The organism is Martinezella lusitana (genome assembly GCF_014207095.1).
Lineage (GTDB): Bacteria > Pseudomonadota > Alphaproteobacteria > Rhizobiales > Rhizobiaceae > Rhizobium > Rhizobium lusitanum_B.
Map to the genome: position 1 here is coordinate 436,773 of NZ_JACHBG010000003.1, position 25,939 is coordinate 462,711.

Annotated in this window: 21 protein-coding genes; 14 read left to right on the forward strand and 7 right to left on the reverse strand. The window is 59.9% G+C overall.

Annotated elements, in window-relative coordinates:
• Positions 1-43 precede the first annotated feature (43 nt).
• A complete protein-coding gene (locus GGD46_RS10050; RefSeq protein ID WP_184703601.1) occupies positions 44-1,177 on the forward strand; it encodes a gluconeogenesis factor YvcK family protein in 1,134 nt (377 codons plus the stop codon).
• Positions 1,178-1,303: 126 nt separating this feature from the next.
• Here GGD46_RS10050 and GGD46_RS10055 read toward each other — a convergent pair whose 3' ends face one another.
• From GGD46_RS10055 to GGD46_RS10065, 3 genes are read right to left on the reverse strand one after another with little or no spacing between them, the layout of a single operon-like run.
• Positions 1,304-2,368: a LacI family DNA-binding transcriptional regulator gene (locus GGD46_RS10055; RefSeq protein WP_313206294.1), complete on the reverse strand. Its 1,065-nt coding sequence runs from the start codon at positions 2,366-2,368 to the stop codon at positions 1,304-1,306.
• On the reverse strand, positions 2,334-3,326 hold the full coding sequence (locus GGD46_RS10060) for a Gfo/Idh/MocA family protein (RefSeq protein ID WP_184703602.1): 993 nt from the start codon (positions 3,324-3,326) through the stop codon (positions 2,334-2,336). Before GGD46_RS10060 ends, GGD46_RS10055 begins: the two co-directional genes overlap by 35 nt.
• On the reverse strand, positions 3,326-4,363 hold the full coding sequence (locus tag GGD46_RS10065) for a Gfo/Idh/MocA family protein (RefSeq protein ID WP_184703603.1): 1,038 nt from the start codon (positions 4,361-4,363) through the stop codon (positions 3,326-3,328). The genes GGD46_RS10060 and GGD46_RS10065 overlap by 1 nt, the downstream gene beginning before the upstream one ends.
• Before the next feature lie 206 nt (positions 4,364-4,569).
• Here GGD46_RS10065 and GGD46_RS10070 point away from each other — a divergent pair, with 206 nt between their 5' ends.
• From GGD46_RS10070 to GGD46_RS10105, 8 genes are all read left to right on the forward strand, one after another.
• Complete coding sequence (locus tag GGD46_RS10070) at positions 4,570-5,349, forward strand: 6-phosphogluconolactonase (protein WP_246806258.1); 780 nt, start codon at positions 4,570-4,572, stop codon at positions 5,347-5,349.
• A complete protein-coding gene (locus tag GGD46_RS10075; protein WP_184703604.1) occupies positions 5,346-6,509 on the forward strand; it encodes an N-acetylglucosamine-6-phosphate deacetylase in 1,164 nt (387 codons plus the stop codon). Before GGD46_RS10070 ends, GGD46_RS10075 begins: the two co-directional genes overlap by 4 nt.
• 2 nt (positions 6,510-6,511) lie before the next feature.
• On the forward strand, positions 6,512-7,588 hold the full coding sequence (locus GGD46_RS10080; RefSeq protein WP_184703605.1) for an ABC transporter ATP-binding protein: 1,077 nt from the start codon (positions 6,512-6,514) through the stop codon (positions 7,586-7,588).
• Positions 7,589-7,630: 42 nt separating this feature from the next.
• The gene (locus GGD46_RS10085; RefSeq protein ID WP_184703606.1) at positions 7,631-8,899 is read left to right on the forward strand and encodes an ABC transporter substrate-binding protein; all 1,269 of its coding nucleotides are present in this window, start codon (positions 7,631-7,633) and stop codon (positions 8,897-8,899) included.
• A gap of 65 nt (positions 8,900-8,964) precedes the next feature.
• Positions 8,965-9,855 (forward strand): carbohydrate ABC transporter permease, encoded by an 891-nt coding sequence (locus GGD46_RS10090; RefSeq protein WP_184703607.1) that lies wholly within the window; start codon positions 8,965-8,967, stop codon positions 9,853-9,855.
• On the forward strand, positions 9,852-10,706 hold the full coding sequence (locus GGD46_RS10095; protein WP_184703608.1) for a carbohydrate ABC transporter permease: 855 nt from the start codon (positions 9,852-9,854) through the stop codon (positions 10,704-10,706). Before GGD46_RS10090 ends, GGD46_RS10095 begins: the two co-directional genes overlap by 4 nt.
• 65 nt (positions 10,707-10,771) lie before the next feature.
• A complete protein-coding gene (uxuA, locus tag GGD46_RS10100; protein WP_184703683.1) occupies positions 10,772-11,992 on the forward strand; it encodes a mannonate dehydratase in 1,221 nt (406 codons plus the stop codon).
• Positions 11,989-13,416 carry a mannitol dehydrogenase family protein gene (locus GGD46_RS10105; protein WP_184703609.1) on the forward strand — a complete coding sequence of 476 codons (1,428 nt, stop codon included), beginning with the start codon at positions 11,989-11,991 and terminating at the stop codon, positions 13,414-13,416. The genes uxuA and GGD46_RS10105 overlap by 4 nt, the downstream gene beginning before the upstream one ends.
• Positions 13,417-13,473: 57 nt before the next feature.
• Here GGD46_RS10105 and GGD46_RS10110 read toward each other — a convergent pair whose 3' ends face one another.
• Entirely contained in the window at positions 13,474-14,883 is a 1,410-nt protein-coding gene (locus GGD46_RS10110) for a short-chain fatty acyl-CoA regulator family protein (RefSeq protein ID WP_184703610.1), read from the reverse strand.
• Between the two features lie 115 nt (positions 14,884-14,998).
• On the opposite strand from GGD46_RS10110, the gene GGD46_RS10115 reads away from it, so the two are divergent.
• From GGD46_RS10115 to scpA, 3 genes are read left to right on the forward strand one after another with little or no spacing between them, the layout of a single operon-like run.
• Positions 14,999-16,531, forward strand: a complete 1,533-nt coding sequence (locus GGD46_RS10115) for an acyl-CoA carboxylase subunit beta (RefSeq protein WP_184703611.1) — start codon at positions 14,999-15,001, stop codon at positions 16,529-16,531.
• 12 nt (positions 16,532-16,543) lie between these two features.
• Entirely contained in the window at positions 16,544-18,550 is a 2,007-nt protein-coding gene (locus GGD46_RS10120) for an acetyl/propionyl/methylcrotonyl-CoA carboxylase subunit alpha (RefSeq protein ID WP_184703612.1), read from the forward strand.
• Complete coding sequence (scpA, locus tag GGD46_RS10125) at positions 18,550-20,688, forward strand: methylmalonyl-CoA mutase (RefSeq protein WP_409527672.1); 2,139 nt, start codon at positions 18,550-18,552, stop codon at positions 20,686-20,688. Before GGD46_RS10120 ends, scpA begins: the two co-directional genes overlap by 1 nt.
• A gap of 232 nt (positions 20,689-20,920) precedes the next feature.
• Here scpA and GGD46_RS10130 read toward each other — a convergent pair whose 3' ends face one another.
• Positions 20,921-21,538: a LysE family translocator gene (locus tag GGD46_RS10130; protein WP_184703614.1), complete on the reverse strand. Its 618-nt coding sequence runs from the start codon at positions 21,536-21,538 to the stop codon at positions 20,921-20,923.
• Between the two features lie 210 nt (positions 21,539-21,748).
• Positions 21,749-22,408 carry a response regulator transcription factor gene (locus tag GGD46_RS10135; protein ID WP_184703615.1) on the reverse strand — a complete coding sequence of 220 codons (660 nt, stop codon included), beginning with the start codon at positions 22,406-22,408 and terminating at the stop codon, positions 21,749-21,751.
• A 126-nt stretch (positions 22,409-22,534) separates the two neighbouring features.
• Here GGD46_RS10135 and GGD46_RS10140 point away from each other — a divergent pair, with 126 nt between their 5' ends.
• Together GGD46_RS10140 and GGD46_RS10145 are read left to right on the forward strand one after the other, a co-directional pair.
• Positions 22,535-24,310 (forward strand): hybrid sensor histidine kinase/response regulator, encoded by a 1,776-nt coding sequence (locus GGD46_RS10140; RefSeq protein WP_184703616.1) that lies wholly within the window; start codon positions 22,535-22,537, stop codon positions 24,308-24,310.
• A 230-nt stretch (positions 24,311-24,540) separates the two neighbouring features.
• Positions 24,541-24,687: a DUF1127 domain-containing protein gene (locus GGD46_RS10145; RefSeq protein ID WP_184703617.1), complete on the forward strand. Its 147-nt coding sequence runs from the start codon at positions 24,541-24,543 to the stop codon at positions 24,685-24,687.
• 834 nt (positions 24,688-25,521) lie between these two features.
• Here GGD46_RS10145 and GGD46_RS10150 read toward each other — a convergent pair.
• Positions 25,522-25,809, reverse strand: a complete 288-nt coding sequence (locus GGD46_RS10150) for a hypothetical protein (protein ID WP_184703618.1) — start codon at positions 25,807-25,809, stop codon at positions 25,522-25,524.
• Between the last annotated feature and the right edge of the window lie 130 nt (positions 25,810-25,939).

Sequence of the window (25,939 nt, forward strand, 5' to 3'; positions counted from 1 at the left end):
GTTGCCGCACGATATTCTCCACTTTAGATTTATGGGAGTGGGCATGAAGAAGATCGTCTTGTTTTCCGGTGGGAGCGCGTGTCGTTCGATCAACATCGCTTTGTGCCAAAGCGGTGTCGAGGTCACACGCATCGTGCCCGCCTGGGACAGCGGCGGAAGTTCCAAGGTCATTCGCGAGCGATTGGGCATCCTCTCCGTCGGCGACATCCGCCAGGCGCTGATGACGATGGCCCACGGAGAGGGATGTGCCGGCGATGTGGTGAAGATCTGCAATGCGCGGATCTCGGCCAACCTCGGTCTCGATGACGCCCGGAAGGAGTTCCTGTTCTATGCCAAGCGCGGCCATCCGCTGCTCGAGAGAATGGAGCCGGGCCTGCGCAGCGCGATCCTGAACTATCTCAATACGTTCGCTTCGGCCGTCGGCGACGATTTCGATTTCAGGCATGGCAGCATCGGGAACTTCATTTTGACCGGAGCGTGCCTTGCCCACAACGGCGATGTCAACACGGCAATCTTCGTGTTTAGAAAGCTATGTGGCATCAACGGTAATGTTTGGCCCTCCTCGATCGATAGCGATCTCGTGCTGTCGGCGACGTTGAAAGATGGAAGGACAGTGGTTCCGCAGGATGCGATCACGACCATGTCCGAACCGGAGGCCCGGATCGGGGTCGCTAAACTCGACCTCAGTCGCACGAGCGGTGAGCGGCCAACCGCAAACTCGGCTGTTCTCGACGCAATAGCGCAGGCTGACCTCATCGCCTTCGGGCCGGGCAGCGTCTATACGAGCGTCATCCCGCATCTTCTGGTGGATGATGTCGTCGCAGCTGTCGAACGGGCCAACTGTCCGAAAGTGCTCATCGGCAATATTCTGCAGTGCCGTGAGACGATCGGCCTGACGTTGGCGGATGTGTCATCGGCGTTCGATTTTCACTGGCGCGACCACGGTGGATCGTCGGGCCTGTTTTCTCACATTCTGGCAAACCGCGTGCTCTTTCCCTTCGAAAAGACGGTTGGCAGATTCCCCTATCTCACGGACGGTTTGTCCGAAACGCCTGCTTATATGCTTATTCGGGATGAGTTCGAGGATGCCTGGAGCCGCGGTCAGCATGACGGCGAAGCGATTGCTGCAAGCCTGCTGAAGATCATGGCAAGCGGCAACGAGGCTGGCCGGGCATGAGTTGAGCGGATAGGCCCCATTGCCGAAGTCTATTCCGAAGCTTGACTATCCCGGTCGCATCTTTGCGCACGACTTTGCCAAGACGTGAGCAACGTTAAAGGCCGTTAAAATGGGCGCGCAGCGGCGTTACGAGCGGTCTCGATCCTTGGCATCACCAGCAGGAGCCGGGCCGGCAGTGTCGCGGAGTATGAAGCGCGCGCCCAGAACGACCTTCATGTCCTGCGAACCGTCCCTGTGTTCGATGGCGTCGCAGAGAAGCTTCAACGCATGCCGTCCGGCCTCCTGCGAAAGACCGCTCAAGGTCGAAAGCGCTGGGTAGGTCATGGCAGGCAGCGCGTCGTCGCATCCGATGAGGCTGATATCCCTGGGAACATCTATGCCCAGGGCCGAGAGCCGTGCATGCGCTCCCTGGGCCGTCAGATCGTCGAACGCCAGGATTGCCGTCACGCCCGCCGCGACGGCTTCCTCGGCGGCCGCTTCGCCGCCCTCGAAGCTCGGTTCGGATAGGGGGATGATCGAAAGGCGCATGTCCGTCCGGCGGCATGCCTCGGTCGCCGCCTCCATACGCTGCTGATTGGACCAGGATTCCTTTGGGCCCGAGAGATATGCAATGTGGCGGTGGCCGTTTTCGGCCAGGAAACCGACGGCTTCCATCACAGCCGCCTGCGTATCGATCAACACGCGCGGCAGACCGGCCATATCGCGATTGATCAGCGTGATGGGGTGGCGCGCGGCATGGATCTTCACTTGCGCCTCGCTCAGGCGGGTCGACGCCAGGATGATTCCGTCGGTCTGTCCGGCAAGCCGCTCGAAGAGCGTGTTTTCTCGCGCACCGCTCTCGCCCGAGGAACCGAGAAACAGGCAGAGCCCCAGCGCGTCTGCCTGGCTCTGGATCGCCTTGATGAGCGGCGGAAAGAACGGATTGGCGATATCGGGCACCAGCAGGCCGATATTGCCTGTCCGGCCCGTCGACAGCGCGCGCGCCATATTGTTTGGCCGATAACCGATCTCCTCGGCGATCGCGAGGATCTGCGCAACGGTCTTCGGATTAAGCAGGTCGGGCCGGCTGAACGCGCGCGACACTGTCGAGCGGGACGTATTGGCGCGTTCGGCGATCTCATCCAGCGTCGGCTTTACCCTCGTCTTCGGATCCCTCTTACCAGCGATAGTCGTGCCCTCCCTCTTCGGCACTCGCGGCGGCAAGGGCCGCGATGCGGCTTGCCAGAAGAGCCTCTGCGGTCGAAACCTGCAAGGGTGCCTTGCCCGTCAGCGCGTCGAGGGCGTCGTCCGCCGGGCCGATAGGGGCGGGCAGATCAGGTTCCCAAAGGCTCCGGCTGTCGGTCTCGACAAGAAGACGGCCTTCGCCGAAAAGAATATCCATTCGCCCGCGCGTGCCGATGAGGCGCATGGCGTAATCGCCGTGCCTTGCTGCGGCCTCGGGCTGCCTCCAATCCATGTCGATCACAGCCTGCAAACCAGTCTCCAATGTTAGCAGCGCACGGCCGGCCAGGGCAAATCCCGCGTGCTTCTCCGGGCAAGCGGGGCTCTTCCAGCCGCTGACACGGCCCGAGCGCGCGCCCGTCAGCCATAGGACAAGATCGATGTCGTGAACAGCCAGATCGTTCACGATGCTGCCATAGAGTGAGGGGTCGAAAAACCAGGCTGGCCGCGCCGACGGCAGCAGCTTGTGCGGGCCTGTGGAGGTGATGGCGACCAGATCGCCGATCTCACCGCCAAGGAAAAGTTCGCATGCCTTTCGTGTGACGGGATAGAAGCGCTTCTCCAGCATCAGCGCCACACGGTTGCGGCCGCCGTCGGCCTTGGCGATCCTGTCCACCTCCGCGACGGTTAGAGCCAAAGGCTTGTCGGCGATGACAAAAAGTCCTCGCTCAAGGCAGGCTTCGATCAGCCCGGCACGAAGTCCGGGTTCGGCAATCACCGCAGCCGCATCGATATCATGCCGCGCAAGCAGCGACGTCATATCGGCATAGCCGGGAACACCAAGCTTGGCGCCATAGCTGGCCCGCCGTGCCTCATCGTGATCGGCAAGAGCGACCAGTTCGACGTCCGAGCGTGTGGCAAGGGCGTCGGTCACATAGCTGATATGGCCATGGGCGGCGCCTAGGATCGCAAGCTTCTTGACGGACATCACGCGTCTCCGATCTCATTCATCGCGACTCGCCGGCCGGTTTCGGCCGAGCGATAGATGGCGGTAATCACGCGCACAGCTTCAAGCCCGTCGCGGAAGGTGATCCGCGCGGGGCGCTTGTCGAAAATGGCATCCCTGACATCCTCCCATTGGTCGACATGGCCGCGAATGCCGATGCTGACCTGGCTTCCAGCCCCGCTTTTGATCGAGGAATCCGCGGCGGCAGGCAAAGGTTGGTCGGGAAAGCTCCAATCGACGACATCGGTGTGATTGAGCGCTACATGCCCTTGATCGGTGAACAGCATGAGTGCGGCAGGCCGACCGGGAGGTGTTGTCGTGCTGGTGATGAGCGTGCCGCGCGCGCCGTTTTCGAAGACCAGAAGTGCCTGGCAGAAATCCTCGCTGCCACCGGCGCGTCCAGCCATGTTCGTCGCCTCTGCCGTGACGCTGGCAACGGGGCCGAAAAGCCAAAGCATCAGGTCGAGCGTGTGAATGCCCTGGTTGAAGAGCGATCCTCCGCCTTGCGCATCAAGCTTACGCCATGGTTTTTCATCGTAATATGCGTCGGCGCGATGCCAGTAGACCTGACCTTCAATGGCGATAGGCCGGCCGAGTTCGCCTGCATGCAGGCGGCGATGAATGTCCTGATGCTGCGCTTCCAGCCGTCGCTGGGACATGGTCGAGCACACGAGATCGGCGGCGAGGGAGCGGTGATAGAGATCGATTGCCTCTTCGAGGTCGACCGCGAGCGGCTTTTCGACGACGACATGCAAGCCCTTATCGAGCGCGGCACGGGCGGGGGCATAGTGGGAGCCGCTCGGGGTCGCAATCACCACGGCATCCAGATCGGCATCGTCGATCATGGTCGATGCATCGGCGAAGAATTGCACATTTGCCGGCGTTCCGAACGCTGCCAGCTCCTCTGCTGTTCCTCCGGCAACGGCGGTCAGCTCCACTCCTTCCGCGGCGGCGATCGCATCCCGGTGAACCCTGCCGATCGTTCCTGGCCCGACCAACCCGACTTTGATTGCCGTCACATCTATCTCCTTTAGTGTCCGCTCTGTTGCTTATTTATGCAACCGCTTTCATGGAAATTGCAAGAGCATTTAAGTGAAGGCGGTAAAAATGTCGCGATTATCGCATCAATCCCGTATCAATAATCTTAGAATGTCGATATTTGGCCTATTGACTTATGCAATCGGTTGCAAATAACTTGAAGGCAATGACACAGGGAGCACAGCAAATGCCGCTTGCATGGCAAACAGATCGTCTCGCCACCCAAAGCTATTCGTCCCGCGACGAGATGGCGGAAGCGGCAAGCCGCGATTTGGCCGAGGCCCTGCGCGGCCTTCTGGCTGCAAAGACGCGCGTCAGCGTCATGTTCGCTGCTGCTCCGAGCCAGCAGGATACGCTCGCGCTTTTGCGCAATGCGGCAGATATTGACTGGAGCCGGATCGCGGCTTTTCACATGGATGAATATATCGGCCTCGATATTGGTCATCAGGCGCGTTTCGCCAATTGGCTGGATCGCCACCTCTTCACCCTGGTTCCGTTCGGGAAAATCCACCGTATCGAACCCCATCGCTTTTCCTCGCCGGAGGCCTGTGCGGCCGACTATGCCGGAAGACTTGCGGAAGAGCCGCTCGATCTCGTCTGTCTCGGCGTCGGCATGAACGGACATCTTGCCTTCAACGATCCGCCTGACGCCCGCTTCGAGGATCGGCAGAGCGTGAAGGTGGTCACGCTTGCGCAGGACTGCCGCATTCAGCAGGTGGAGGACGAGTGTTTCGCAAGTCTGGCCGATGTGCCGCAACAGGCGATTACCGTCACCATCCCGGCTCTGCTGTCGGCTGGGCGAATGATTTCCGTCGTCCCCGGTGCGCTGAAGAAAGCCGCCGTCACGCGGATGCTGACAGGGCCGATTGCCGAGGATTGCCCGGCCAGCATTTTGCGGCGGCATCCACAAGCGGTGCTCTATCTCGATGAGGCTTCCACGCCCGACGTCTTTCGGAGAGCGGCATGATCGTCGGGCGGCACGCGATATCAGGAGACATCCTTGAGCTGACCGTGAGCGACGGCCGGGTTGCTGCCGTCAAAGAGCTGGACGGCGCGACCGGTGAAGACCTTCCCTGGCTGGCGCCTGGTCTGGTCGATCTGCAGGTCAACGGATGGGGCGGTCATGACTTCAACAGTGCCGATATCGATGAAGAAACGGTTTACGCCGTTGCAAGAGGATTGCGCGAACAGGGTGTCAGAGCCTTTCTGCCGACCGTGATCACGGCTTCCCAAGAGACGATCTGCAATGCGCTTTCCGTCATTGCCGGTGCGCGCCGGAAGCATGCCTGGCTCGCCGGCATGATACCCGGCATACATGTCGAGGGGCCGTTCATCTCGCCGCAAGACGGCGCGCGTGGTGCGCATCCGCGTGATCATGTCCGCGGACCCTCATGCGAGGAATTCGACCAGTGGCGGGAGGCATCCGGCAACCTGGTGAAGTTGGTGACGCTCTGCCCGGCTACGGAAGGTGCGGATGCCTTCATTCGTCACGTCCGTGCTAGAGGATGCCTCGTCTCCATCGGGCATTCCGCGGCCGACACGGCTGACATCGCCATGGCTGCGCAAGCCGGGGCAGGCTTCAGCACGCATCTCGGTAACGGCATTGCCTCGACACTGCCCCGCCACCCCAATCTCCTATGGGCGCAACTCGCAAATTCGAGGCTGCAGGCGATGTTCATCGCCGATGGCCACCATCTCGATCGCGAAACGCTGACCGCGATGTTGAGAGCAAAAGGCGTGGAGCGGTCGATCCTCGTCAGCGATATGGTTGCGCTCGCCGGCATGGCGCCTGGCCGCTATCGCCAGCCCATCGGCGGTGACGTCGAGCTGTCGGCTGATGGACGTCTGGCGATGGTGGGAATGGCGACCCTTGCAGGCGCGGCGACGCCGCTTGTCGACGGCGTGGCTCTGGCGGCAAGCCTTGAGGGCTTCAGCCTCGGAGATGCGGTCACCATGGCGGCGGTCAACCCGGCGAGAGCGCTTGGTCTGGAAACGGACTTCGTCCAGGGCGCGACAGCGGATTTCATCGCGTTCCATTGGGCGCCGGGAGATCGCCACCTGCGCCTGTGTGAAACGACATTGGCAGCGGGCCTTCCCGCTTCGCCCAAGAAGACACCGGGGAAATAGAAATGGCACGCGTGGAAATCCGCAAACTGCATAAACACTACGGCGACTTTCATGCGTTGCGCGACCTCGAAATCACCATGGAGGATGGTGAGTTCGTCGTGCTCGTCGGCCCCTCGGGCTGCGGCAAGTCAACCTTGCTGCGCATGATCGCCGGGTTGGAGGACGTCTCCGACGGAGAAATCCTGATCGACGGCCGCGTGATCAACGAGGTCGATTCCAAGGACCGCGATATCGCGATGGTCTTCCAGAACTATGCGCTCTATCCGCACATGACCGTGCACGACAACATGGCTTTCTCTATGAAACTGCGTCGGGCTCCGGCGGATCAGATCCGCAGGGAGGTGGAGGCGGCGGCAGCCACTCTCGGCTTGAGCGATCATCTCAAGCGCTATCCGAAGCAGCTTTCCGGCGGACAGCGTCAGCGCGTCGCCATGGGACGGGCGATCGTGCGCAAGCCGAAAGTCTTCCTGTTCGACGAGCCGTTGTCCAATCTCGATGCGAAGTTGCGTGTGAAGATGCGCTCGGAGATCAGGTCCCTACATCGCCGCCTTGGCAATACGATGATCTATGTCACACACGATCAAGTGGAAGCGCTGACCATGGCGGACAGGATTGTCGTCATGCAGGGTGGCGTGGTCGAACAGATCGGCTCGCCGCTGGAGCTTTACGATCGCCCGGCCAATGTCTTCGTTGCCGGCTTCATCGGCTCCCCGTCGATGAATATTCTGGCGGGTAGCATTACGGGATCCGCCTTCATCACGCAGGACGGCACCGCCATCCCGCTTCCGCAAAACCTGCCCCACGCCGCCGGAGAGTTGCTGCTCGGTATTCGCCCCGAGGCACTGGTTCGTTGTGACCCCGCTGATCCCTCCGCCGTGGCGGCGACGCTTGTTTCGGTCGAGCCGACCGGCGCGGAAAGCCATGTAAGCCTCACGCTTGGCGGTGAGGAAATCGTCGCGGTCATTCGGGAGCGCCTGGCCGACAAGCCCGGTACAGCGCTGAGTTTGAAACTCTTGGCCGCCGGCGCACATCTGTTCGACAAGGCAACCGGCGCAAGGGTGCCGGACAATATCCAATAATAATCGACCACGAAGGTCCAATTCGTGAAGAGGAGAACTGAAATGGCATCGCACTTTTTGAAGACAGTCTCGCTCGCCGCAATGCTCGCCGGTCTTGCTTGTTCGGTCCAGGCTCAGACGTTGACCCTTTGGGGCGGCTCTCCCGAGCTCGAGCCATTTTACAATCATGTAGCGGCCGAGATGAAGGCGTCTCATCCGGATTTCGAACTGAAGGTGGAAACGATCAGCCTGCGGGAACATGAGAAGCGGCTTGCTTTCGCGTTGCCGGCAGGCTCGGCGGCCGACATCGTCGAAATGCAGTCGGAGGCGCCGCGATACGTGCAGTCGGGGCTGCTGGCGCCGGCACCGGAGGCGATCGCTGCCTTCGTGAAGGACCCTAAGAACTTCAGCCCGGTCTATATCGCGGCCGTTTCTGACAGCGAACATGTCTATGGCGTGCCGCTCTATCACGGCCAATCGGCCCTCTACTACAACACGGAGAAATTCGCCAAGGCCGGGCTTTCCGGCCCGCCGAAGACGGCGGACGACTATTCGCAATATGCGGCGAAGCTGACCGAGCGCGATGCCTCGGGCAATCCCACCATCAGCGGCTGGTCGTTGCGCCTGTCAGGCGGCGGCCAGGGGATCAGCGAGAAGTTCTGGATCAATCTGCACCAGTTCGGTGGCAAGCTCGTCGAGAAGGATGGCGAGGGATGGAAAGCGGCTGTTGCCAACGAGGCCGGCCGCAAGGCTCTCAAGCAATATCTGGATCAGCTTTTCGTCGCCAAGACTGTCAGCCCGCAGATGAAGGCCGATGCCGAGGCTTTCGAACTGGGGCAGACAGCGATGTTCATTCGCGAATCCTGGGTCATCGGCGACATCGCCAAGAAGGCGCCCAATCTGAAATACGCGACCGCGCCGCTGCCGACGGGGTCTCTGGTCGTGCCGGCATCGCTGTTCGTTCCCGCTGACAACGACAAGAGCAAGCTTGCCTGGGAATTCGTGCAGAAGACCAACGCGCCCGAAAATCTGCAATGGCTTCTGGACAATGTCGGCTGGTTGCCTTCGCGCAGCAATGTCGATTTCTCCGCGATTATCACCAAGAAGCCGGTTCTCGAAGCTTTCGTCGCGCCGCCGGTCGATTACACCTATTTCAGCCTGCCGCCGATTGCACCATCCAGTGAAATCCTGACCCGCTTTGCCGCCCGCCTCGAAGCCGCTTTCGCCAACCCGGCCCTGGCGAAGGATGACGCCGCCATCGATGCCATGCTCAAGGAAGCCAGCGGCGAGATCGACAACATCCTGAAGCGCGAAGGTCTTCTGGCGCAATAGCGCCGGCAGAGGCAGAGAAGAGAGGGGATGGGACGCTCCCGTCCCCGTAAGGGAAGGACTGTCTGATGAAAAAGCGCAGACAATTGGGGTTTGTGATAAGCGCGCTGGCGGTGCCGCTGACGCTCTTCGTTTTGGTCAGAGTCATGCCCATTTTCGAGACGCTGCGGCTCAGCCTGTTCAAATGGGATATCATTTCCAAAAACAAGCCGTTCGTCGGCCTTGCGAACTTCCAGGAGCTTGTCGGCGATCCGTTGTTTCTGGAAGCGCTGCGCAACACCACGATCATTGCCTTCGGGGTATTGGCTCTGACGATCCCCTTGGCACTTGGACTGGCGGCGCTCATCCAGCACCGCTTTGGCAGTGCGCTCTCCGGCTTCTATGAAACCAGCCTGTTTATACCGCATATCGTCTCGCTCGTTCCTGCCGCCATGGCCTGGAAATGGGTATTCGACGCGCAGTTGGGGCCGCTCAATGCCTTTCTCGGGATCTTCGGCATCCCGGCGCAGGCGTGGCTTTTTCATCCCGTCTGGTCAATCGTTTGCATCATCGTGCTCTGCTCGTGGCAGGCGCTCGGCTACGCCGTGCTGATCTTCCTGATCGGGCTGCGCAATATTTCCACCTCGCTCTATGAGGCCGCAAGGTTGGATGGCGCCACGGCGTGGGAGTGCTTCCGCTATATTTCCATACCGCAATTGAGACCCGTTACGCTTTATGTCTCGGTGGTCACAATGATTGCGGCTTTCAACATCTACGGTCAGGCCTTCGTGCTTGCTTCCGATTCACAAGGGGCGCCAGGTAAGCTGGTGCGGGTACTGGTGCTCGATATGCTCGAAAACAGCTTCCGCAATTATCGCGTCGGCTACGCTGCCGCCGAGGCCGTCGTTCTCCTTGCCATCGTTTTGTTCCTGACGGCCGGTCAATTCGTTTTCTTTCGTGACAAGGCAGCACGTCGATGAGCATGACCCCAAGCAAGAAGAGCCGGGAACGATATTCCGCTTCCAAATTCGCCATCGATTGCGTCCTGACCGTTTTCGGCATCCTGATGGTCTTGCCGCTGATCATGCTCACGGCGAACGCCTTCAAGACACCGGCCGAATTGCTGGCATGGCCGCCGCGCCTGATCCCGCAATCGCCAACGCTCGACAATTTTTCCTCGGTTCTGACCGACACGCCATTGCTGACATGGATGGGCAACAGCCTTGCATTTGCAGCGATCTCCACGGTGGCGATCGTCCTGACATCATTGATCACGGGCTATGTGCTGGCGAAGTTCCGCTTTCCCGGCGTCAATCTCATCTTTGTCGGGGTGCTGGCGACCGCCATCGTTCCCTTCGAAGTCTATATGATTCCGCTCTATCTCGGTGTGAAGCAGCTGGGCCTGCTGAACTCGATCGGCGGCCTCCTCGCCGGGTACCTAGTGATGAGCTTCGGCATATTCCTCATTCGGCAATATGCCCTGACATCGATTCCCGACGAATTGCTGGAAGCCGCACGCATGGACGGCGCCGGCGAATGGTGGATTTTCCTTCGCATCGTGTTGCCGCTGATGCGCGGTCCGATCGGAACGCTGACCGTCCTTGCCTTCTTCCAGGCGTGGACCACATTCGCCTGGCCCATGATCGTCAACACGGCGCGAGACAAATATGTCCTAGAGGTCGGGCTGGCTCTGTTCCAGACCGGGTTCACCGTCGACCTTGGCCGCCTTAGCGCCGCCGCCGCTCTGTCGCTCATTCCGAGTGTCATCTTCTTCGGCGCGATGCGGCGCAATTTTGTCAAAGGTGTCGCGACGAGCGGCATGAAGGAATAGTCTCGGCAAGACTTCGATTCCCCCGCTTTGCCAAACAACATATGCACTGAAGAAAGGGACAGATGATGCGGCAGACTTGGCGTTGGTTCGGCCCGTCCGATCCGGTATCGATCGACGACATGTTACAGGCGGGTGTTGAAGGCGTCGTCACAGCACTTCATCATCGCGCCCCCGGCGAGGTGTGGACGTCGGAGGATATTGCCGCCCGTCAGCGCGAAATCTCGGCCATGAGCGATGGCAGCGCGTCCGGATTGAGCTGGGATGTGGTCGAAAGCCTGCCGGTTTCCGAGGACGTCAAGCGCCAGAGCGGGCCGTGGCGGGAGCATATCGGCTGCTGGAAGACGAGCCTTCGCCATCTCGCCGATGCCGGGGTGCAGACCATCTGCTACAATTTCATGCCGGTCCTCGACTGGACGCGCACCGATCTCGCCTTTCGCCTGCAAAACGGTGCGACCTGCATGCGTTTCGATGCGGTGGATTTCGCCGCTTTCGATCTGTTCCTGCTGCAACGCCCAGCGGCGCGGGAGGAACTGGAGCCAGAGGTCGTCGAAGCCGCGCAGCGCCGCTTTTCCGAAATGGATGATGAGCGCAAGCGCCAGCTCGTCGCCAATATCGTCTCCGGCCTGCCGGGTGCCGCGATCCACATGACGATAGACGAGGTGAAGGATCATCTCGCGCAATATAACGGTCTGTCCGCTGAAAAGCTGAAGGCGCACCTCATCGATTTCCTGGGCGAAGTCGCACCGCTTGCGCAGGAGCTGGGCATGCGGCTTTGCTGCCATCCGGACGATCCGCCGTTCCCGCTGCTGGGCCTGCCGCGCATCATGTCGACCGAAGCCGACTACAGCGCCATGGTCGAGGCTGTCGATATTCCGGCCAATGGCATCACGCTTTGCACCGGCTCGCTTGGTGCCCGGCGCGACAACGACCTGCCGGGCATGATGGCAAGGCTCGGCGACCGCGTCCATTTCCTGCATTTGCGCAATGTCGCGCTTGAGGACAACAGGCACGGCGGCTCGTTCCACGAGGCGTCGCATCTCGAAGGCAATACCGACATGGTGGCGGTGATTGCCGCTGTGCTTGCCGAAGAGACGAGACGGAAAGGGCAGGGCCGCAAAGACTGGCAGATTCCTTTCCGCCCTGATCATGGCCAGAATATCCTCGACGACCACATCAGGCAGACACGCCCCGGCTATCCGGCGATCGGCCGCCTCAAGGGACTTGCGGAACTGCGCGGCATCATGACAGCCCTGTCGCATCCGATTGTTGCCGGCGGCAAGATATGAGCAGGCTGAGCGCAGCAAGTGTACCGTTGCCGCAAAGGGCGGCCAAATGGCCTGCCTATAGGCCGCAGGACCATGGCGCCGGCATCGTTCATCTCGGTATCGGCAATTTCGCCCGCGCTCACCTGTTGTCCTATACGGACGATGCGCTTGCAGCCCATGGCGGCGACTGGCGGGTCGTCGGCGCATCATTGCGTGGCTCGCCGCTTGCCGGCCTTCTGGAGCCTCAGGACTATCGGTATACCCTTGTGGAAAGAGGCGTGGAAACGAAGGCTTCCGTCATCGGCGCTCTTCATTCCGTGGTTTCCGGAGGAGAGCGCATTCCAAACGTGCTCACGTTGATGGCCTCCCCCGCATGCCGGATCGTCAGCCTGACCGTGACGGAAAAGGGGTATGGCTTGACCGGCACGGGGAAGCTCGACACGTCTCATCCGGACATTGCGCGGGATCTTGGCCGGCCGCAATCGCCGCAGGGAGTGATCGGCTTAATCGTCGCCGCGTTGGCATTGCGGCAGCAGAAAGGGCTTCCCGCCTTCACCGTCCTTAGCTGCGACAATCTTCCTCAAAACGGCCGCCGACTGAGGGAGGCGGTGCTGGAGCTTGCCGCGCTCGTGCACGATCCATCGCTCGTCCGCTTTATTGAGGCTCATGCGGCCTTTCCCTCTGGTGTCGTTGACCGCATCACGCCCATTCCGGGTCAAGAAGTGTTCGAGCTAGCACGGGCAGAGACCGGTTATGATGACTTGGCGGCCATTGAAACCGAGCCGTTCCGCCAGTGGATATTGGAGGACAGCTTCTGCGTCGGCCGTCCCGCCTGGGAAGCGGCAGGCGCGCTCTTCGTGCCCGATATAACAGACTATGAGCGCATGAAGCTATGGATGCTGAATGGCACCCATTCGCTGATCGCTTATTGCGGCTGTCTCTACGAAAAGAAGTATGTCCGGGACGTTATGGCCGATGGCCGCCTGAAGGACCTGGTGGCGCGGCATCTCTCGGCGGCTTCGAGCGCGATCGGGCAGCTCGGCATCGATCTTGACGCCTATGTCGGAAAGCTGAAGGCGCGTTTCTCCAATCCCGCGATTGCCCATGCGACGGCGCAGATTGCGATGGACGGCACGCAGAAGCTGCCGCAACGAATAACCGCTCCTGCCTTCGCCGCGTTGAAGCGCGGAACGGACTTCGAGCCCTTCGCCTTTGCGATCGCAGTCTGGATCGCCTATGTGGAGCGCTGGGCAAAGGGTCTAGCGGCCTATGAAGTCAGCGACCCGCAAAGTGCGGTCCTGCGCGAAGCGCTATCGAAGCCGTCGAGCGAGATGGATCTCCTGCGGGCGGCCAGTGCGGCTTGCCCGCATGTTCTTCCAGCCGAGCTGCTGGACGGAAAGTTCGGCGCCGCCTTGCTGCGGCACATCGGAACCGTGCGAGCTTGAGCTCCATTGGAAGCCGCGGGGATGCAGCGTTGCTATTTCCTGCGGCCGAGCTTGGTCTCACGACAGCTGATAGGGCGTCGTCTCTCGGACATTGTGATCGACGGAGATGCTGCGGCGCAAAGGCGGAACGGCCCGGCTGGCACAATTGTTTCGCTCGCATATACGACAGGATATCCCGATCGGTTCGAAGGCGGATTTGTCGGTAACGTTGAGATCGTCGGCATAGACGAAGGCGCTGGCATAGGAAATCTCGCAGCCCAGCGCCAGCGCATGGCTGGACCGTTGTGTGCGAAACCCGCCAACGCCCTTGCTCACATGCGTGGCAAGACAGAGATAGCGGACGCCATCCGGCGTTTCGGCGAGTTGGCGGATGAAGCGGCCCGGTGTCTCGAAGGCCTGGTGAGCGTTCCAGAGCGGACAGGCGGCTCCGAAGCGTGCGAATTGCAGCTTGGTGGCGCTGTGGCGCTTGGTAATGTTGCCGGCGCGGTCGATGCGGGCAAAGAAGATCGGTATCCCTTTCATGCCCGGGCGCTGCAGGGTCGAAAGTCGATGGCAGACCTGCTCCAGCGACGTGCCGAAGCGGGCGGCGAGCAGTTCGATGTCATGCCTAAGGTCGCGGGCGGTTTTCAGAAAACTTTGATAGGGCATGAGAAGCGCGCCGGCGAAATAATTGTGCAGGCCGATGCGGCAGACCTCGCTGGCCTCTTCGCTACGGAAGCTTGCCTGGCGAACGATGCTTTCTACGACCTCGCTGGCGTAGAGTTGCGCGGTTTGTACCGCCATCTGGAACGTGCGGGTTTCGGCTGGAGCGTAAGGGTTGAGGGTCAGCACGCGCCCCGCCGGATCGTAGCGGCGCACCGCATTCATGGCGGATGGTCCGTGAACAACGCGAATACCGAATTGACTGTCCAGATAGTCCGTCAGGATCGGCTGGCCATCTCCGCCTTGCAGCCCGAGCTTGCCTGCGAGCGCTTCGGCCATGGTGTCGAGTTCCTGCACATAGTTGTCGACATAGTGAAAGAAGTCGCGAACCTCGTCATAGGGCGTCGCTTCGAGGGCTGCGGCACGACCGAGCCGGTCGTCGAGGCTGGCTAGCTGTTCGCTATTGCGCCGATAGGCCTGGTGGCAGCTGACAAGCGCGCGGGCAAATCCTGGCGCATTCTGCGCGATCAGTTTCAGCTCCTGCAAGGTCGGCGAATAGGATTCGAACAAGGGATCGCCGAGCGCTTCGGTGAGTGCCGACATAAGTCGATCGGTCTCGCCGGTGGAGAGTTCCGCAATATCAAGCCCGTATTTATCAGCCAGCGCAAGCAGGACGGCGGCTGATACGGGGCGTTGATTGTTCTCGATCTGGTTGAGATAGCTCAACGAGATGCCGAGACGTTCGGCAAACTGGCTTTGTGTTGCATCGTGTTCCAGACGCAGTTCCCGGACTTTTCGCCCGATGAAGAGTTTCCCGATGGCCATCTTCGCAACTTCGCAATTGTTAATTTGAATTTTTATAAGTCCGCATATCTGCGCGTTCAATTATTTTCTCACAGGCAGTCCCTCGCTATGACTTCGGCATATCGAGGGAGGCATCATGCAGACGATATTGGATCAACTCGAAGCACGCCGAGCCGAGGCGCGGCAGGGTGGTGGCGAGCGCAGAATCGCGGCCCAGCACGGAAAGGGCAAGCTGACTGCGCGCGAGCGCATCGAAGTGCTTCTCGATGAAGACTCCTTCGAAGAATACGACATGTATGTCACTCACCGCGCGACCGATTTCGGTATGGCGGAGCAGAAGATCGCGGGTGACGGCGTCGTGACCGGATGGGGAACGATCAATGGCCGCCAGGTCTATATCTTCTCCCAGGATTTCACCGTGCTAGGTGGCTCCCTGTCGGAGACCCACGCGCAAAAGATATGCAAGATCATGGACATGGCCATGCGGAACGGTGCGCCGGTCATCGGCCTCAACGATTCCGGTGGCGCGCGCATTCAGGAAGGTGTGGATTCGCTTGCCGGCTATGCCGAGGTGTTCAAGCGCAACGTCGAGGCCTCCGGCGTCGTGCCGCAGATTTCCGTCATCATGGGACCATGCGCGGGCGGTGCCGTCTATTCGCCGGCCATGACGGATTTCATCTTCATGGTGCGGGATTCCTCCTACATGTTCGTCACCGGCCCCGACGTGGTGAAGACGGTAACGAACGAGATCGTCACGGCGGAAGAGCTTGGCGGCGCACGCACCCACACCTCGAAATCCTCGGTGGCCGACGGCGCCTTCGACGATGATATTGATACGCTCGAACATGTCAGACTGCTCTTTGACTTCCTGCCGCTGAACAATCGCGAGAAACCACCGGTAAGGCCATTCCACGACGACCCGGCGCGGCTGGAAAATCGGCTCGACACGCTGATACCCGATAGCTCGAACAAGCCCTACGACATGAAGGAGCTGATCCACGCCCTTGCCGACGAGGGTGAATTCTTCGAGCTGCAGGCAGCTTTTGCGCGCAACATCATCACCGGCTTCATGCGCATGGAAGGACAGACGGTTGGTGTCGTTGCCAATCAGCCGATGGTGCTGGCCGGCTGCCTGGACATCGACTCCTCGCGCAAGGCTGCGCGTTTCGTTCGCTTTTGCGACGCCTTCAATATTCCGATCCTGACCTTGGTCGACGTGCCCGGCTTTCTTCCCGGCACGGCGCAGGAATATGGCGGGGTGATCAAGCATGGTGCCAAGCTCTTGTTTGCCTATTCCCAGGCCACGGTGCCGATGGTGACGCTGATCACGCGTAAAGCCTATGGCGGCGCCTATGACGTGATGGCGTCGAAGCATATCGGCTCGGATGTGAACTACGCTTGGCCGAGCGCCGAAATCGCCGTCATGGGTGCCAAGGGCGCGACGGAAATCCTCCATCGAGCCGATTTGGCCGATCCGGAAAAAATTGCCGCGCGAACCCGCGAATACGAGGAGCGCTTTGCTAATCCCTTTGTTGCCGCCGAACGCGGTTTCATCGATGAAGTCATCATGCCGCACTCATCCCGTCGTCGCATCGCCCGTGCCTTCGCCTCGCTTCGCAACAAGCAGGTGGACGCGCGCTGGAAGAAGCACGACACGATACCTCTCTGACAGGCCACTCCCATGATCAAGAAAATCCTGATCGCCAATCGTGGCGAAATCGCCTGCCGAGTCATCAAGACCGCCAAGCGTCTTGGCATCTCGACAGTCGCCGTCTATTCGGATGCCGACCGCAACGCCTTGCATGTGTCGATGGCGGACGAGGCGGTGCATATCGGTCCGTCGCCCTCGAACCAGTCCTACATCGTCATAGACCGGATCATCGATGCCGTGCGCAAGACCGGTGCCGACGCTGTACACCCGGGCTACGGTTTCCTCTCCGAGAACGCACATTTTGCAGCCGCGCTCGAGCGTGAAGGCGTGATTTTCATCGGCCCTCCCGTCGGCGCGATCGAGGCCATGGGCGACAAGATCACGTCCAAGCAGCTGGCGGCTCGCGCGGGCGTCTCGACGGTCCCCGGACATATGGGGCTGATCGAAAATGCCGAAGAAGCGGTGTTGATCGCAAATGAGATTGGCTATCCCGTGATGATCAAGGCATCGGCGGGCGGCGGCGGCAAAGGCATGCGCATCGCACACAATGCCGACGAGGCTCGGGAGGGGTTCCAGGCATCGCGCAACGAAGCCAAAAATTCCTTCGGCGACGACCGCATCTTTATGGAGAAGTTCATCACCGAGCCGCGCCATATCGAAATCCAGGTGCTTGGCGACAAGCATGGCACGGTCCATTATCTTGGCGAGCGGGAATGCTCCATCCAGCGGCGCAATCAGAAGGTCATCGAGGAAGCGCCGTCACCCTTCCTTGATGAAGCGACCCGCAAGGCCATGGGCGAACAGGCCGTCGCGCTCGCCAGGGCCGTCGGCTATCATTCCGCAGGAACGGTGGAATTCATCGTCGATGGCAAGCAGAACAAATTCTATTTCCTTGAAATGAATACCCGCCTGCAGGTGGAGCACCCAGTGACGGAACTCGTGACCGGGCTCGATCTCGTAGAGGAAATGATCAAGGTTGCGTCCGGCGAGCCTCTGTCCTTTGGCCAGGCCGACGTAAAGCTCAATGGTTGGGCCATCGAAAGTCGCCTCTATGCCGAAGATCCTTATCGCAACTTCCTGCCGTCGATCGGCCGGTTGACGCGATACCGCCCGCCGGTCGAAGGCCCGACGAGCGCTGGTGCTATCCTGCGTAACGACACCGGCGTTTATGAGGGTGGCGAAATCTCGATGTACTATGACCCCATGGTCGCAAAACTCTGCGCCTGGGCACCCAGCCGCAAAGAAGCGATCGATGCGATGAGCGATGCGCTCGACGATTTCGAAGTGGAAGGGATCGGACACAACTTGCCTTTCCTGTCCGCCGTCATGAACCAGGAGCGGTTCCGTTCCGGTCAGCTAACAACAGGTTATATTGCCGAAGAATTCCCCGAAGGCTTCCATGGCGTCGAGCCTGACCAGGCGTCGGCCCGAAAGCTTGCAGCGATCGCAGTCACGATCAATCAGGTCGTTCAAAGGCGAGCTGCGGATATTTCCGGCACAATCGGCAATCACCGCCGCAAAATCGGCCGGGATTGGGTCGTTGGCTTCAGCCAGTGGCGCTTCGAGACTTCCGTGGAATCGATGGATGGTGATCTTAACGTATCGTTTGCCGGCGGTGACATGCTGCGTGTGAAGACCGACTGGCTGCCCGGCAAAACGCACTGCGCTTTTTCGGTCGGCTCCGATATACTGGGCGTCAAGGTCGATCTGGTGGGGTCGGCGATCCGCCTGCGCTGGCGGGGGACGGAGATTGTTGCCCGTGTCCGCTCGCCACGCGTTGCGGAGCTTGCCCGCCTGATGCCGGTCAAGGCGGCGGCGGATACGTCGAAGCTTCTGTTGTGCCCGATGCCGGGAGTGCTTACCTCTCTCACCGTCGAGGTAGGCAGTGTCGTCGAAGCGGGTCAGACGCTGGCCGTTGTTGAGGCCATGAAGATGGAAAATGCCTTGAAAGCGGAACGTAAGGGCGTCGTTAAACGTATCGAAGCGAAAGTAGGGCATAGCCTTGCGGTCGACGAGCTGATTCTGGAGTTCGAATGATGGTTGAACGATCCCTAGAGGAATGGGCTGATCTGGCCGAGAAGGAGCTCAAGGCATCGCCTGAGACGCTCATCTGGGAAACGCCTGAGGGAATAGCGGTCAAGCCGCTCTATACCGAGGCGGATACGGCAGGCCTGCCGCACCTCTCATCGCTGCCCGGTTTTGCGCCATTCACGAGAGGCCCGCGCGCCACCATGTATGCCGGCCGTCCCTGGACGATCCGCCAATACGCCGGCTTTTCCACCGCCGAGGCCTCCAACGCCTTCTATCGCAAGGCGCTCGCCGCCGGTCAGCAGGGTGTCTCCGTCGCCTTCGATCTCGCCACTCATCGCGGCTATGACAGCGATCATCCGCGAGTGGTCGGAGATGTCGGCAAGGCCGGCGTGGCGATCGATTCCGTCGAGGACATGAAGATCCTCTTCGACGGCATTCCACTGGAAAAGGTCTCCGTCTCGATGACCATGAACGGAGCCGTCATCCCGATCCTGGCAAATTTCATTGTTGCCGGCGAGGAGCAGGGCGTGCCGCGTGCCGCACTTTCGGGCACGATTCAGAACGATATTCTGAAGGAGTTCATGGTCCGCAACACCTACATCTACCCGCCCGAGCCCTCGATGCGGATCGTTGCCGACATTATCGAATATACGGCCAAGGAAATGCCGAAGTTCAATTCCATCTCCATCTCCGGCTATCACATGCAGGAGGCCGGAGCGACGCTGGTGCAGGAGCTTGCCTTCACGCTCGCCGACGGGCGCGAGTATGTGCGCGCGGCGCTGGCCAAGGGGCTGAATGTCGACGATTTCGCCGGCCGCCTGTCCTTCTTCTTCGCCATCGGCATGAATTTCTTCATGGAGGCAGCAAAGCTGCGGGCGGCGCGTCTGCTCTGGACGCGCATCATGGAAGAATTCAAGCCGGCCAAGCCATCGTCGCTGATGCTGCGCACGCACTGCCAGACGTCAGGCGTCTCGCTGCAGGAACAGGACCCGTACAACAACATCATCCGCACCGCCTTCGAGGCTATGTCAGCGGTGCTAGGCGGCACGCAATCTCTGCACACCAACTCCTTCGACGAGGCAATCGCCTTGCCGACGGAGTTTTCGGCGCGCATCGCCCGCAACACCCAGCTCATCCTTCAGCATGAGACAGGCGTGACGAATGTCGTGGATCCGCTTGCAGGCTCCTATTACGTCGAGAGCCTCACCAACGAACTGGCCGACAAGGCCTGGGCGCTGATCGAAGAGGTGGAAGCGCTGGGCGGCATGACGAAGGCCGTCAACGAAGGCTTGCCGAAGCGACTGATCGAGGAGGCGGCGACGCGCCGGCAGGCAGCGGTCGACCGGGGCGACGAAGTCATTGTCGGCGTCAACAAGTATCGGCTGGAGACGGAGGAAGACATCGAGATCCTGGCGATCGACAATGCCGCCGTTCGTAGTGCTCAGATCAAGCGTATACAAGAGACACGCCGGCGCCGCGATGACGTCAAGGTCGAGCAGGCGCTCGAGCGCTTGAAGACGGTGGCAGCGACGGGCGAGGGCAATATCCTCGACGCCGCCGTCGATGCAGCGCGCGCCCGCGCGACCGTCGGCGAGATTTCCGACGCCATGCGCACCGTCTTCGGCGATCACTCAGCCGTCCCCCAAGTTGTCAGCGATATTTACGGTGCTGCCTATGCCGGCGATCCCGAGCTTGTGACGCTCAGCAACCGCCTCTCCGACGTGACTGCATCGCTGGGGCGCAAGCCGAAGATCATGGTCGCCAAGCTCGGTCAGGATGGCCATGACCGCGGTGCCAAAGTCATCGCCTCGGCCTTCGGCGATGTCGGCTTCGACGTGGTTGCCGGTCCGCTGTTCCAGACGCCGGACGAAGCGGCAGACCTTGCCGTCAGGGAAAAGGTTCAGGTGATCGGCATGTCCTCGCTTGCTGCCGGGCATAAAACGCTTGCACCCCAACTTGTCGAAGCGCTGAAGAAGAAGGGCGCCGATCAGGTCATTGTCGTGGTCGGTGGTGTTATTCCGCGCCAGGACTATGATTTCCTGCTCGAACATGGCGTCAGCGCGGTGTTTGGCCCCGGCACCAATGTGCTCTATGCTGCCAACTCCATTCTTGACCTTCTGGAAGGCAAGCGCAGGAACGCCTGATGCTATTCAGCAGAGCCGTTCTAATGGGTGCAGATAATGTCGGCGGTTGTCCGATCTGTGCTTGAGGGAGTACTCAGGGTGGCAGGAGCGGCGAGCGCTGCCATGATGGCTACAGGCGGCTATGCTGCCCCTCCATGGGCGGATATTCCACGACCCCAGCCGGCTGGCCGAAAATGCATACCTTAAGGAGACTTGGCCACCGTATCATGTTGCACACCCGCTTCATGTTCGATCATGCGTGCTGTCGCGCCAGAGCAAAGCCGAGGATGATCAAAATCGAGCCGCAGGTTCTCGGCATCAGTCTTCCGCCGCCGGCGTGGGTAAATCGGCCCAGCGTAAGGGACGCGACGCCGACTGCCGTTACATCCGCTGCCGAGAGTACGATGTTGACGATCACACCGAGGACAAGAAACTGCATGGAAATCGGCATGGCCGCGGCCGGATCCACGAATTGCGGCAGGAAGGTCAGAAAGAAGAGCGCTGTCTTGGGGTTGAGAACTTCGACGATGGCGCTGTCGCGAAATACGGCAGATTTGGTGTCTGTGGTTTCGGGTGATCGCTGATTGCATCCCAAGAGCATCGTGGCTCCCAGCCAGATCAGATAGGCTGCTCCCACAAGCTTGATGATCGCGTAAACAGCGGGAGCCTCATCGAGAAGAGCCGCAAGGCCGACGGCGGCGACGATAATGTGAAAATAGCAGCCGAGATGAACGCCAAGCGCGGCTTTCAGTCCGGCGCGTGTGCCATGCGCCAGGGTTTGTGCGGTCATATAGAGCATTGCCGGACCCGGCATACAGGCGAACACAATCGTCGCGACGGCAAACGAGGTCCAGTGTTCCAACGATGGCATGGCGTATCCTCCGCTTTAGCAGACCACTCTCCTCTTCCGGAGTGGCCGAAGCGGATGGCCAAGGCACCGCTCGCGCCGAGAACTACTCCCAGGCGATATGGCGGCATATACGACGCCTGCCGTATTTCAGCGCCGCGGGGTGCCCGCTTATGTTGATTTTCTCAGGAAAACGCACGGGCGCGAGCAGCGCGGGAGACAAGCATGCAAGCTTTAGCCAGCGGGCATTCCGAGGCGGACGGCATAGGCTGTCACTTCCGCGGAGCTATGCAGATCGAGTTTGCGCATCAGGTTTTCCCGGTGCTTGCGGGCAGTCAGAATGCTGATCCCGAGGCGTTCCGCCATCTGCCGTGCGGTCTGTCCCTGTGCCGACAGCAGCAGGATTTGTCTCTCTCTCAAGGTCAGCGGGATAGGCGAGACGATTTCCTCGGTGGCTGGAGCCTTGCTCGGCCGATCTGGTTGGTCGACTGCAAATCTGATCGATTTTGCCAAATAGGTTCCACCCCTTCGTACGGCCTCGATGGCGGCTGCGATCTCCTCGGGATCGCCATCCTTGGTCAGATAGCCGCTCGCACCGGCATCGAGCGCCGCGCGCACGGTTCTCCGCTCGATGTTCGCCGTCAGCACCACGATCTTCATGCGAGACGCAACTTCTTTGATGGCAGAGATAAAGTGAATTCCCGCAACACCCGGCATGCCAAGATCGAGGAGCAGCACATCGGCGCGAGCATCATGCAAGAGCCCGAGAAGGGCTTCGCCATTGGCCGCTTCGCCAACCACCGAAACGTTCTCAATGGTCGAGATGAGCAGCTTCAGCCCTTCGCGCACGATGGCATGGTCGTCGGCTATCATGACGGAAAGTATGCGGCTCATTCTCTCACTGCTCTCGGGTGATCATCTGCATTCCGGGTCGCTAATTAATGTGAAACAGGTTACCGATAAATCAACCCTGCCGGGAAAAATCTCCTTACGGAATTATCAGGCGAAGCGGAGGGACGCATGCAGGAAGACAAGATACGCCGGGCTCTGGTAGAGCTCTTGTATCGCAACTCCTACGGGGTTGTCGTTTCCAACATCGCCATTTCGCTCGCCGCCGTCTATATCCTGAAGTCGGCTGTTTCTGCAGGCTGGCTGTTCGGCTGGCTCGGCGCTCTGTATCTTTTGACCGGCATTCGCGTCGTCGCCTCCCGTCGCTTCTTTCGCCGGTCACGAAATGACAGCCAGTCGATACGGCGATGGGCATGGCTTGCGGCAGCCTTTTCGTGGATCTCGGGTCTGCTGTGGGGGCTTCTTGGCTGGGTCGGCTTTCTTCCGGAGTCGCCGATCGTGCTTTCCTTCACTGTTATCGTTCTGACGGGTCTGGTCTGCGGCACGGTGCCGTCGCTCTCAGCCTTTCCGCCGGCGCTCATCGGCTCGATCTTGATCACCGTGGTGCCGATTGGGCTGCGTTGCATCATTAGCGGAAGCGAGATGGCGGGCGCATTCTTGTTTCTGCTTGTTTCCCTTGTCGTGATCAACCTCAACTACTGCCGCATCACCTACCGCATGCTGCGCGAGACGGTGGCGTTGAGGTTGGAAAACGAAGAGTTGGTCGAGCATCTTCAGGAGGAGCGGGACAAGGCGCAAACGGCGGACCGGGCAAAGACGCGTTTCCTTGCGGCTGCGAGCCATGACCTGCGCCAACCGACGCATGCGCTCAGCCTGCTCATATCGACGCTTTCAATATTGGGCCGGCGCGGCGATGTCCCTGCCAAGGATGCGCGCAACCTCGCAGACAGGGCGAAGTCCATCGTCGGCAATCTTAGCGGGCTGCTTGACGCCCTGCTCGATATTTCGCGGCTTGATGCCGGCGTTGTCATTGTGGCGAAGGAACCGGTCTCGCTCAGAAAGCTCTTCGCGGATCTTCGCGACGAATTTGGCGGGGTCGCTAGAGAGAGGGATCTCGCATGGCAGGTGGTCGCCAGCAATCTATGGATCGATAGCGATCCGATTACGCTGAAGCGCATCCTCGCCAACCTGCTCTCGAATGCGTTTCGATATACAGCAAAGGGGCGTGTTCTGCTCGGCTGCCGCCGCCGCGGCACAGCGGTGGAAATTCAGATTTGGGATAGCGGCGCCGGTATTCCTGCGGATCAGCAAAAGGTGGTGTTCGAAGAGTTCGTGCAGCTTCAAAATCCGGCCCGTGATCGCGCCCAAGGACTAGGATTGGGGCTTGCGATCGTTCGCCGCTCCGCACAGCTTCTCGATCATCCGCTCGGGATGATCTCGAAGGAGGGGCGCGGGTCGATGTTTTCTATCCTCGTGCCCATTGCCGTTTCCGCCGATGCTCACATTGCAGCTGATATCGATCGGGGCGAAGGGGATGGATCGATCGGAATCGCTGTGATTGACGACGAGCTCGACGGGCTCGAAGCGATCAGCCTGCTTTTGAGGACCTTGGGTTACCGCGTCTATCCCGGGCGCTCGGCGGCGGAGGCATGTTTTGCGCATGCCGTGGAAGGAAATGACAAAGCGCCGATCGATCTCGTCATTACCGACTATCGGCTGGAAGCCGGTACGACCGGGCTGGATGCGATCAAGCAGATGCGAGCGCATCTTGGCCATTCTGTCCCGGCCGTGATCCTCACGGGCGATACTTCGCCGGAGCGGTTGAAGGAAGTCGCGGCAAGCGGCCATCTGCTATTGCACAAGCCTGTCGATGCAGAACAGGTGCGCCAGGCAATCCTCCAGCTGTGTTCTCCGCAAATGCCAGCGTTTTCCGCTTCGCATCACTAACGAACTGCGGGGGCTATCTGTCGCGAGGCTGCATGTTTCGATTGCCTCTCGCAGCCTAAAAAATGTCCACCAGCAATCGAATGTGCGGAAGAGATGCGCGCTTCGCATAGGTGCAGTGCGGAATTGTCGCTGTTTTAAATCGATTGAATAGCCTATATTCCAATCATCGAAACGACGCCGGACCAATAGAGGCTGCCGACGTCAGACAGCACTCAGGAAAGGGGATTATCATGAACGTCGCACGCTCCTTCAACAATTGGCGCAAGTTCCGTCAGACCGTAGCCGAGCTTGATCGTATGTCCAGCCGCGAACTGCAGGATCTCGGCATTGCGCGCGCAGATATCCGCAGCGTTGCTCGCGCAGCCATGGGCCGCTAATAGCGCCTCATTCAGTCATCAGGACCGTCGAACGCTCGCTGAAAACGCGGGCGTTTTTGCGTTTTGAAACCGTGTTTCACGCAGGCCTTCCGTCAACTGTCTGTCGCTTTTTTGAGGATTGCGTTTCTTGCATAGCTGCAGTGCAGCATAAGTTCTGGAAGTTTTCGCTGGCTAAAGTATAACAACACTCATTGAAGCGCTGCACCTCCTCCCGCGGCGCTTCGAATTCAGACGGCCCACTCCTCCTCCCAGGGACGTCTGTAGGAACAGCGGCACTCCTCCTCCCAGTCGCTGTTCGGTTTTCGAAAAGCCTGCCGCACCTCCTCCCGCGGCAGGCTTTTTTCGTTTCCGATGATGCTTCCAATAAACCTATTCCCACTCCTCCCGGCGGAGAGTGCCTAATGAACGGATCGGTCGTTTGATGAAGGCATGTCATCGTTGTAGCCGTGATCCAAAACGTGGCGTGGCACATCGCGCTCGTGCCCCCATAGGTGTAAACCACGATTGGTAGCAAACTCATTTATCGAGTTGAGAAAGGACGCAGGCTCATGGCGAAGTTCTAGCGGCTGCCTGTCACTTCAATGGTGGCCGACGGGAACGCAATTTTGGTGCTGTTCCCAAATTGCCCGAGCGAGCGCGTCTCGATATTGCTCGCCCGGTGATGATGGCGTCGAGATATCATCTCGACGGGCATGGTTGCGTTCCATTTCGGCGGCTCCATGAAGCTCTGCCGAAGATGGCAACGCGAAACCAGCGAAATTTCAGTCGCAGGACATTGTTCGCGAGCCGGTGAAACTGACGGCTCGACGGGGCGACCGAAAATGTTGCGTCGCCCTACTTGTTCTTCAAAAGCCAAATCTTGCCGGCCATGGTTATGGTGTAGGCATCTTTTCCGGCATCTTCGTTGAGGTTGAGGCGCTCCAGAAGGCCAAGCTCCTTCAATTCCTCCAGCGTCTTGTCGCTGATGAACTTGATTTTCTGCGGGCGTTCTTTCCAACGGTCCGTTTTTGCATATGTCACGGTCGCGTTCTGGTGCGTCCACTTCTTGTCCGATTGCGGATAGAGGTCGCCCTGGTGCGCAAGTTTCAGTCCGGCGATCTTTGATGGTGTCAGTTCAATCATGAGTGCGAGCAGTCTCCGTCGCTATTGGAATCTGGCGCACTTACCACAAAAAAACGGGTGTCTTCAGAAAATATCTGATCAGCATTCTTCTTGTCGCTCAACGGATGCGATTTCGGCTGCATGTGTGGCC

Excerpts from the sequence above, each read along its gene's own strand:
- GGD46_RS10075 (WP_184703604.1), top strand. The coding sequence starts at position 5,346 with ATGATCGTCGGGCGGCACGCGATATCAGGAGACATCCTTGAGCTGACC.
- GGD46_RS10095 (WP_184703608.1), top strand. The coding sequence starts at position 9,852 with ATGAGCATGACCCCAAGCAAGAAGAGCCGGGAACGATATTCCGCTTCC.
- GGD46_RS10135 (WP_184703615.1), bottom strand. The coding sequence starts at position 22,408 with ATGAGCCGCATACTTTCCGTCATGATAGCCGACGACCATGCCATCGTG.
- GGD46_RS10115 (WP_184703611.1), top strand. The coding sequence starts at position 14,999 with ATGCAGACGATATTGGATCAACTCGAAGCACGCCGAGCCGAGGCGCGG.
- GGD46_RS10145 (WP_184703617.1), top strand. The coding sequence starts at position 24,541 with ATGAACGTCGCACGCTCCTTCAACAATTGGCGCAAGTTCCGTCAGACC.
- GGD46_RS10150 (WP_184703618.1), bottom strand. The coding sequence starts at position 25,809 with ATGATTGAACTGACACCATCAAAGATCGCCGGACTGAAACTTGCGCAC.
- GGD46_RS10120 (WP_184703612.1), top strand. The coding sequence starts at position 16,544 with ATGATCAAGAAAATCCTGATCGCCAATCGTGGCGAAATCGCCTGCCGA.
- uxuA (WP_184703683.1), top strand. The coding sequence starts at position 10,772 with ATGCGGCAGACTTGGCGTTGGTTCGGCCCGTCCGATCCGGTATCGATC.
- GGD46_RS10090 (WP_184703607.1), top strand. The coding sequence starts at position 8,965 with ATGAAAAAGCGCAGACAATTGGGGTTTGTGATAAGCGCGCTGGCGGTG.
- GGD46_RS10140 (WP_184703616.1), top strand. The coding sequence starts at position 22,535 with ATGCAGGAAGACAAGATACGCCGGGCTCTGGTAGAGCTCTTGTATCGC.
- GGD46_RS10085 (WP_184703606.1), top strand. The coding sequence starts at position 7,631 with ATGGCATCGCACTTTTTGAAGACAGTCTCGCTCGCCGCAATGCTCGCC.
- GGD46_RS10105 (WP_184703609.1), top strand. The coding sequence starts at position 11,989 with ATGAGCAGGCTGAGCGCAGCAAGTGTACCGTTGCCGCAAAGGGCGGCC.
- GGD46_RS10110 (WP_184703610.1), bottom strand. The coding sequence starts at position 14,883 with ATGGCCATCGGGAAACTCTTCATCGGGCGAAAAGTCCGGGAACTGCGT.
- scpA (WP_409527672.1), top strand. The coding sequence starts at position 18,550 with ATGGTTGAACGATCCCTAGAGGAATGGGCTGATCTGGCCGAGAAGGAG.
- GGD46_RS10080 (WP_184703605.1), top strand. The coding sequence starts at position 6,512 with ATGGCACGCGTGGAAATCCGCAAACTGCATAAACACTACGGCGACTTT.
- GGD46_RS10060 (WP_184703602.1), bottom strand. The coding sequence starts at position 3,326 with ATGTCCGTCAAGAAGCTTGCGATCCTAGGCGCCGCCCATGGCCATATC.
- GGD46_RS10130 (WP_184703614.1), bottom strand. The coding sequence starts at position 21,538 with ATGCCATCGTTGGAACACTGGACCTCGTTTGCCGTCGCGACGATTGTG.
- GGD46_RS10050 (WP_184703601.1), top strand. The coding sequence starts at position 44 with ATGAAGAAGATCGTCTTGTTTTCCGGTGGGAGCGCGTGTCGTTCGATC.
- GGD46_RS10070 (WP_246806258.1), top strand. The coding sequence starts at position 4,570 with ATGCCGCTTGCATGGCAAACAGATCGTCTCGCCACCCAAAGCTATTCG.